9 protein-coding genes and 1 pseudogene are annotated in these 8,216 nt (G+C 58.2%); 2 read left to right on the top strand and 8 right to left on the bottom strand.

The features are described 5' to 3' along the window. The 8 genes from LPU83_RS29950 to LPU83_RS29540 form a co-directional block, all read right to left on the bottom strand. Nucleotides 1–717: NAD(P)-binding protein (locus LPU83_RS29950; protein WP_157997301.1), on the bottom strand; the 717-nt coding region annotated here is incomplete at its 3' end. A gap of 188 nt (nucleotides 718–905) precedes the next feature. After that, the gene (locus LPU83_RS29860) at nucleotides 906–2,696 is read right to left on the bottom strand and encodes a GMC family oxidoreductase (RefSeq protein WP_024318964.1); all 1,791 of its coding nucleotides are present in this window, start codon (nucleotides 2,694–2,696) and stop codon (nucleotides 906–908) included. Beyond that, complete coding sequence (locus LPU83_RS29840) at nucleotides 2,693–3,148, bottom strand: hypothetical protein (RefSeq protein WP_024318965.1); 456 nt, start codon at nucleotides 3,146–3,148, stop codon at nucleotides 2,693–2,695. Before LPU83_RS29840 ends, LPU83_RS29860 begins: the two co-directional genes overlap by 4 nt. Beyond that, the gene (locus LPU83_RS29770; RefSeq protein ID WP_024318966.1) at nucleotides 3,145–4,584 is read right to left on the bottom strand and encodes a glycoside hydrolase family 15 protein; all 1,440 of its coding nucleotides are present in this window, start codon (nucleotides 4,582–4,584) and stop codon (nucleotides 3,145–3,147) included. Before LPU83_RS29770 ends, LPU83_RS29840 begins: the two co-directional genes overlap by 4 nt. Nucleotides 4,585–4,655: 71 nt before the next feature. Next, nucleotides 4,656–5,081, bottom strand: coding sequence for a lipocalin-like domain-containing protein (locus tag LPU83_RS29625; RefSeq protein WP_024318967.1), 426 nt, complete (start codon nucleotides 5,079–5,081; stop codon nucleotides 4,656–4,658). Between the two features lie 256 nt (nucleotides 5,082–5,337). Continuing rightward, nucleotides 5,338–5,601: a hypothetical protein gene (locus LPU83_RS29610; RefSeq protein ID WP_024318968.1), complete on the bottom strand. Its 264-nt coding sequence runs from the start codon at nucleotides 5,599–5,601 to the stop codon at nucleotides 5,338–5,340. A gap of 37 nt (nucleotides 5,602–5,638) precedes the next feature. Further along, a complete protein-coding gene (locus tag LPU83_RS29550) occupies nucleotides 5,639–6,304 on the bottom strand; it encodes an acyl-homoserine-lactone synthase (protein WP_024318969.1) in 666 nt (221 codons plus the stop codon). A 99-nt stretch (nucleotides 6,305–6,403) separates the two neighbouring features. Beyond that, nucleotides 6,404–7,135: a LuxR family transcriptional regulator gene (locus tag LPU83_RS29540; protein WP_024318970.1), complete on the bottom strand. Its 732-nt coding sequence runs from the start codon at nucleotides 7,133–7,135 to the stop codon at nucleotides 6,404–6,406. A 239-nt stretch (nucleotides 7,136–7,374) separates the two neighbouring features. Between LPU83_RS29540 and LPU83_RS73805 the strand changes: the two are divergent. Beyond that, nucleotides 7,375–7,554: pseudogene (locus LPU83_RS73805) on the top strand (hypothetical protein); the annotation flags it as partial. Between the two features lie 266 nt (nucleotides 7,555–7,820). Further along, entirely contained in the window at nucleotides 7,821–8,075 is a 255-nt protein-coding gene (locus LPU83_RS29405; protein ID WP_024318971.1) for a CrpP-related protein, read from the top strand. Nucleotides 8,076–8,216 lie beyond the last annotated feature (141 nt).

Below are 8,216 nucleotides of genomic sequence, written 5' to 3'. Positions count from 1 at the left end.
ATTGCGTCCCTGCGGATAGGGTCGAACCTTGATCGGATATGTCTCTCCGTAAAGCTTGACATCGGTACCATTGATGCCTTTTGCCACCATCTGGTCCAAGTAGGACAGCGGCAGGCCCTGCATCGGAAAGACATAGTCCTTGGGAAATGTGACATCGAGATAGGTTTGATCGTCGACGTCGGCGGATACGCCGATCTCCCGCTCAGCGATCTGATAGTCCGCCTCGATGTCCGTGTAGTTCAGGGGCCAGTCGACGCCCTGACCGAACAGCGACTTTGCCTTGAAGTCTTCCTGTAGCATGCGCGGCGTCTTCGCCTCCCAATGCATGGTCGTGCCGCCGAAAACCCGGGTATAGGTCGTGTCGGTCACGTAGGGGCCTGATTGCACCATGTAGGCCGAGGCATTGGTTTCGCCCGGCTGGAGCTTGCGCAACTCTGGACTGCGGGGCATCGGCGCGTTGAGATTGACGGGATAGGGTGACTGGTTGTCCTTGGTTGCCGCACCGTAGAAGTTGGTGACATATTCTTGATAGCCGCGAAGCGTCCGATCAGTTGCGGATCCTGCTTCAAGGACGAGAACGCGCTTGCCCGCCTTGCTAAGCTCACTGGCAATGATTGCGCCCGATATGCCCGAACCGATAATGACCGCATCGTAGTCACTATCCGCCGAAACGGCCTGGATGTCCGTCCTTCGTGCAGCGTCAATGGAAAGCAACACGGCGCACCTCCATCATAAGGGGTGAAAAACGAATGCCGGTCCCTCGACCTCTTCCCTGGCTGGCCGGCAACCGAAATGATAGATGCATCCTGCTTGCTCCCTCTACATAGCGCGATCGAATGACCGCTCTGCTCGAATGATCGGGGCGAACGGGTGGGCTCTTCCGCCTCTGCTCGCGCCAGATGTGGTCAGTGTGCGAAGGTCGCGATCAGCCGATCTGCTGTCCGCAAGGCCAATGCCGATAGGGTCAGCGTCGGATTGGATGTACCTAGGGTGGGAAAGCTGCCGGAGCCGACCACAAACAGGTTCCTGTGCTCCCACGCGCGCTGGTCCGCGTCAACGACGGATCCGCTCGGATCCTCGCCCATGACATGGGTGCCGGCGAAATGCCCCATTCCGTGGTAATGGATTGCGCGACCTTGATAAAAGGTTGTCGGGAACCAGCTTCCTTGATCCGCATCGGTGCAGTCCGTTATACCGGCCCGACGAAATATGGCTTTGGCGACGTTCGCAGCGGCTACCATTCCTTCAAGGGTGTAGTCATCGATCCTGTAGTCGATCACGGGGCGCGGATTGCCCATCGGATCGCGATAGCGCGGGTCAATACTGACGCTGTTGGCCGGATCTGGAAGCTGCTCGACCGCCACCGAGAAGCGGACATGGCGCGATAGCGTCGCCTCAAGTTGCTTGCGTAGCGCCGAGCCATAGAGGCGGTTCGTCATCACGGCTTGAGACACGACCGTATCAGGAGCACCCGTGCTTGCCCGCCAACCGTCATTGCCGACGTCGAAGCGGAATGCTGCGTGTCGTGAGCGAAACGCGCCGCCCCTCAGATCCTCGATGCCCGCCGTCGACTGAGGGCCCCGGTAGGCGCCGATCGGACGTGGCGCAAGCCCCCAGGCATAAAGCGTCGGATGGTCCATAAGGGTTTTGCCGACTTGATGGTGCCGTCCGGCGAGCCCGGAGGCCAGCATGAGCTTGGCATTTTCGATGGCGTGCGCCGCTAGCACATAGACACGCGCCGTTGCGACATGCATCGTCGAACTGGTCGAGTTCGGATTGTCATAGCGTTGATATTCAATCCCCTTCACCTCACCGCTTGTCGGATCGACATGGACCTTCGAGGCGACGGCTTGCGTTAGAATGGTCAGGTGTTTCGGATCCGCCTGCGCCAGCGTTTTGCCGGCGTTGTACTTTGCCTGCACCGGGCAGATCGGCGTACAGGACGTATTGCCCTCGCAGCGTTCTCCGAGATAGCAAAACCCCAATGCTCCGCCGGTCTGGCTATCGACGGCGCCGACCGGCCGATAGGATTTGCGTGGGAGCGAATTGCGGGCCGCTGGATAGCTGCGAACCTTGAGCCCGAAAGGCTGGTCTTCAAGCCGAATTTCCATCCCGTCGACCGCCGCGGCGAGCACGCGATCCGAGAAACTGGGTGGTAGGCGCCGCATCGGGTAGTCATACCCCTTAGAGAAGGTAAGTCCGAGATAGTGCTGTTCGGCGGCGTCCGCGGAAACACCGATCTCGTGCTCTGCCTGTTCGTAGTAGGGGGCGAGTGTTGCATAGTCGAGCGGCCAGTCCCGGCCGACACCGTGCAGCGATCTCATGCGGAAATCCTCAGGTAGCATGCGCAGCGACACGCCAAGCCAGTGCAGGGTTGACCCGCCCAACAGCCGCGTATAGCTGCTGCCGTAGAGGTCGGGGCCGCGCTGAACGAAATAGCCGTTATTCGACCGCAAGTCGGCGGTGTCTGGTTGCGGTGCGCCGACGGACGGCGGCCAGGGCGATTCCGGCCCTTTGCTGTTTGCCGCGTAGAAGTGCTCCAGGTGCTCTGTGTAGCCCTTAAAACTACGTGTCGTATCGGGTCCAGCCTCAAGCAGCAGCACGCGCAGGTTGGCTTTGCTCAAGCGCTTTGCGATCAGCGCTCCGGCGACACCGGCTCCGACGATCACCGCATCAAAGGACATCTCGTTCGTCATGCCCTCCTCCCCTGCGGCTCCAAGGACCAGGCGCCGAAACCTTGCGGCTTGGCGCCAGCCGGGTGGGCTCCTGCTGCTGCCCATTGCAGGCCGGCCTGATAGGCCGCGCCCGATACCACATGGGTCGTGTCCATCGGCGATGCTCCAAATGCCACCCGCCACGCCGCAGGCAGTTGAGGCCAACTGCCGCTGTACCAAAGAATGATCAGGTTGCGAGCGATCGGTCCAAGCCGTGGGTCCTCAAGGATCTCTTCTGTTGTCGGGCGCTTGCCTTCATGTCCTGATGGCAAGGGCTCAATGCTACTCAGCTGATCGTCCACCGTGCCGATACTGACGATCTGGTCCAGCAGGCTCTGGTAATCCTCACCCATGCCGGTACCGCGCAGCTTCACGGCGTTGAAGCCGGTTAGCAAGGCCGAGAGCGCAATGAAGCTTGCCAATCGATCGCTCATTGTCTGGCCCCGGCCCGTCGCACAGGCTTGCCGGTGGCTTTGCTAAATAGCGGGCTCTGGGTAGTTCTGGCGCGTACGGCCGACAGAAACGACGCGTAGCTCCATGTCAGATTGCGTACGCTCTTCTCATAGCCGGTCGTGCCGTCAAACTGTTCGCTGAGTTCGTAATGATCGCTGTGATAGACGACAGCGCGCAGCATGGCGTCGCGAGCACTTCGCAAGGCAGCAGCGGCATCGGAGGCGGATATGGCACTTGTCACGCCGACCTGCGCGAAAAACGCTTCAGATAGGTTATCGAACGGAACGGTTTGCGCCCGATCGATGCCGTTGGCGAGACGAAAGTATAGTTCCGCGAAGTTGCACGTGCACAACGCCCAGGGATGTCCGCCGCGCACCGGATAAACGACATCGCCGTCATAGAGATCGCCGGGGTAGCGGCCCATCAAGGGGCCGATCCCGCGCGCCTGGTCTGCAGCATTGACTGGATAGAGTGCCTCTGAGCCAATATCGGCCCACTGGCTGCGCAGACGGGCAGCACTCGCCAACAACCTGGTGTCGGTTGCCGGCACCGCGCCGTACATGCTGGCTAAGACAATGTCGATGTTCGGATCGTAGCCAAGCTCGGCTGCGATAGCCGATATGCCAGCCCCTGCTCCAGGCTTCAGCATTGACACGTAGTACGATCCATTCCAGTGGTCTTGAAGGGCGTTCTCAAGCCAAGCAATTGCCGCTGGTGTCTCGGCAGGCACGACAATGCCATAGCCGTTGGCGACGACCTCCTGGAAACAGCGCAGCTGGACCGAGCGCGCGAAGAAGGACAGACCTTCGTGTTCCTCCCACAGATTGGTTGTCGCCTCCCGGTAGACGCCGAGAAGATAGCTGACATTTGTTTCGATAACCTGCTTGGCAATGGCTTGGGTTGGCGCGTCCAACTGGCCGTAAGCCCGCAGGATCGCAACGGTCTGAATGGCCGGCCCATCGTTTTGTTCGGTCCAGGGACGGCGTTGCCCTGCAACGGTAAAGCAGGCATGTCCCAGAGTGGGATGGGCGTTTGTTTGGCAGAGCTGGGCGAAGGTGACGTACTCCATCAGTGTCGCGACGCCGCCGCCAGGCGTTGGGGGCAGGCCGGCAGCGGCGATCTCCATGGCGGTGATCGCGCCGTCGCGAACCCAGTTATAGACATAGTCCTGGTCGACGCCCGGCGTGTTGGCTGGGAAGGACGGGGCGGCGATGACGCATCCTGGAGCGGAATATTGGCCAGGATCGGCCGGGTCCTCAATGACGTAGCCATCGCTGGTGACGTTGCGCAGCATCAACAACAGTAGGTAATTGGCGAGGGCCGACAGGTCGGTTTGCTGGTAGGACGCCTTCGGACTTTGCCGTCCCAGGACAAGCGGTACCGCTGCCTGAACGTCGATGGAGTGCGTGGTGTTCATCTGTTGCTCCGCTCGTTGATTGAAAGAGGCAAAATTTCGGATAGTTGAGGGTGTCACCTGTCAGCCAGACGCTAGTGGCGGATCCAGGAAATTTCGTTGACGACGGAAATGCCGTCGGTTTTGGAGGGTGGCGTGCGCAGCACAAGCTCATCGCCGCTGAGCTCGTAGGGGCGGACCTGCTCTGTTCCGGACCAATTGGGGAAGGAGCTGCCTTCGATATTGTGAATGACCTTGCCGTCTGTAACCGTGTAGCTACCGAAATATGCAAGGCAGGTTGAGTAGGCTGCGGCCCGCTCGTCTACGCCCCCGCCGAGCGGATCACTGGTTGCAACCAGCGAACGATGCGCAGCCGTCATTTGCACCATCATGCGGCCGCTCGAGGTATAGACAAGCAAACCGGACGCATCCTCACCAAGCGGGTAGACGACATCCCCCTCGCTCGTCGTCCTTCTCCACGCTGACAACCGCCACCGTCCTTGAACTTGAAGATGATTCATCGCTCGCTCCGATGCTCGCCCCTGAAGTAATTGCTCTTGCAATCAGTTCCGCGGCAGTTGATGTGAATCTTTAGGTAGTGAAAAAACAACAACTTCTGATTCCATTCTTGCAGCAGGTCCTGCACGAGACGCTAAAATGGGCGGGACAATACATTGTCGGATCAACGGGCTGATGGGTAAGTAAGCCGCTTAGCGTCAAAGTGGCCCGTTTCGGGGGATCTGCACGGGGCATCGAGGGTTAGCGACGTTCCCGAGTTCAAGGATGATGGAGAACGAGCAGATTCTCTCGCCCTCCACTCGTCGCGATCCGGGCTTTCTCGCCAACAAGCCGTCCGAGGTCAGTGTCGGGTACAGACTCAGGGTCCAGACCGTCCCAGTCCAGTGCGACCTGCAGCAGCGCCATATTCGTCAGGTGAACGAGGTTCCGAAGCTCTAACGCTTCTGCTCCTTCTTTTGCTGCGGCAATCAGTCGAAATATTCTGGCAAAATCATGGATGTTCAGACTAGCGCCTTCGGGCATGCGGTCCTCCTGTTTCCGGAGTCGAAGATTCGGTTTCTCATGCCGCATTGGCCAAAAGTCGGGTTGCGAAAGATTGTTCGGATTTAGGGCAAACGTAAAGCGGGGCCGACACGTTGAGCACCTGCCGCATCTTCTCGAGGACATGCTGCGACACCTCAAATGAACCACAGCAAACAGGATATCTTCCATATCCGTCCGCGCGGCCAAGTTCATCGACTTCGGCACCTGCCCGATTGTACACCCGCTTGAGATGCGGTTCGTAATTGGAAATCATGGTATGGATACCATGGCTGAGAGCGCATTCGCAAAGAGCGAGCAATAACAGGCTGAATGCACGGTTAGCATCGACATCCGGAAAATCGTCTTCTATCGCAGCTTCGTCGATGCACATGCGGGTGCCTTCCCAGATGCCGGGTGCTACGAGGTCAGTCGCAGCAGGGAAAGTTGCTCTGAAGACGTCATAGAGAAGCGTTGGCCCCGTCGTCGGCATCAGGCGCATTCCGCCGTAGAGCCGCATGCAGCGCTCATCGCACCAAACAAGATAGGCCGGGCCGAGAGCATCATAACTATCGCGTTCGTAACGCCCAATGACGTTTACGTCCCAGCCGAGCGTATCTGCAAAGATCGTCTTACGAAGGCGGAACATCTGATTGAGGATGTTCGCATATCTATGATATTCATGTGCTTGAATCGTTATGAACATTCTTGCCTCTTCTGTCGCAAGGCAAGAATGGCTCGGAAAACCTCAATCGGAAATTCCCGCAGATGGATGACCGCAGTTGGGGCCCCCCATTTGGAGGGGTTATGATTGGGGGTTGATGACGCGGAGCTGGACGGCTTTGGTTGTGGCGGCCGAAAGGGTTGGACAGCCCAGCTTGAACCGCGCTGTCTTCAGATAATCACGCGTCGTATGCTCGGAAATTTCGAGGATTAGCGCGATGCTTTTGTAGTCCTTGCCAAGCGCTGTCCAATGAAGACACTCGATTTCCCTTGGACTCAAAGGCGGTACGGGATCATGCTCGCCATAGAGTTCTAGCACGGCTTTGCTATGGATCAGGTTCGCGAGTTCAGTCCACTCGTCCCGGTAACTCGCGATCAACTCTTGCCACTTATGGGCCGGCAAGCCGGAATTTATCGAAAACAACGACCGTCGTCTCGCCTTGTCGGCGACCGGGATGGAATAGCCATTGCCGCCCAGACCATGTTTTTGGGCGTCGACCAACAACGCATAGGCTTCTAGCGTTGGCTCCACTTCGCTCCAGTCGAACGGAAGCTGGCGGAGAAAGCCTTCCCTAACGACGGGATCAATTTTGACGTAGCCGTTAAGAAGGTATCGGGAGACCCAGGCATCAGGATAAGTGGTACGGACAAATGGCGCGTCAACCCTATGCGAGATGGTTTGTGCGAGATGGTACGTCACGTGGTCGACGTCGTATGCCGTCTGTAGGGATCGAATTGCGGCATCGACATTGGACGCTGCCCTAATCTCATTGAAGGCGCGCTCGAACTTTGAGCTATTAGAAGTTCCTTGCATCGCAAACGACCCAGCCTCGTTTCAATCCTACCGCGAGATGGGTTTCACACACAAGAAGATCCCACGTATAGTTGGGCATCCTCCCACTAGAGCTCGTTTGGTGCCACCCCAAGCACTGTTGCCAGCCGTTTCACAAATTCGAGCGGCCAATCGACATTGCTTTCGATATTTTCAATTTCGCTAATTGTAAGGCCTGACCTGCCACTAAACTTTCATCCAGCGGCGGTTGGAGCCTCGGCGGTCTAAAGCGCTGGGCGCTCGATGTGGCTAGGCGTCGCGGAATGAAGCGCGCGAAGGTTGCCCTTGCACGCAAACTGGGTGTCGTTCTTCACCGACGGACTTTCGCTGGAGCGCAAACCCTATGGCGGCATGAAGAGAGCTACGTGATTGACGCGGGCAAGTATCAGGCTTGCGTCTGATGAGGTCCCGTCGCTGGGACGCAGGCTTGGCAAGGTCGTGTGTAGTGCTGTGACGGCTTCGGCGAAGCACGCTTCCTAGATTGACCTGTCGGCTTGTTGATCTGATGGCATAGTGTGGCAGTCTTCGTGCTGACCGGACAGAAGCATGGCCTCAGCGACGAGATAATCATTCAGAGGGACTTGACGAACAAAGGCCCATTACAGAAGCATTCTCTTGCATGCGCGGACTGCGATGCTACCTTCGCCGACATCGTGGGGGATCGCGTATGACGATTGAAGAGCTGATCGATTTACAGGAAGCAGGCTCAAGGGCACGGGTGCTCGGCCTGAAGGCTCACGAGAACCCATACCTCGCCGCCCATAGGATGCCTGCTGGTGATACCAGCGCCCTCGGGGATTGGCTTGCGCGTCACGACGCGTGGAAGTTCGGTTGGGAAGCGGAGGACGCTAGCCGCGAAGGTAGGATTGCTGAGCACTTCAGGGAACTGATCTCTGCCCAACGACGTGCGCTCGATGCGTAACGTTATTGATGGTGGTTCGCTAGCGACGAGTTAGGTTTTCATGGCCCGTCGCAGCGAAGGATCCGCACCTCTTTCACCATCGGATTGCCAGCGTTCAGGTCTTTTCGAAGAGCGGCTAGATCACCATTTCCGGCACCAATA

Origin of the sequence: Rhizobium favelukesii, assembly GCF_000577275.2 — a bacterium.
GTDB lineage: Bacteria > Pseudomonadota > Alphaproteobacteria > Rhizobiales > Rhizobiaceae > Rhizobium > Rhizobium favelukesii.
Note: the sequence above shows the minus strand (reverse complement) of the source record. Positions and strands in the feature narration are given on the sequence as shown.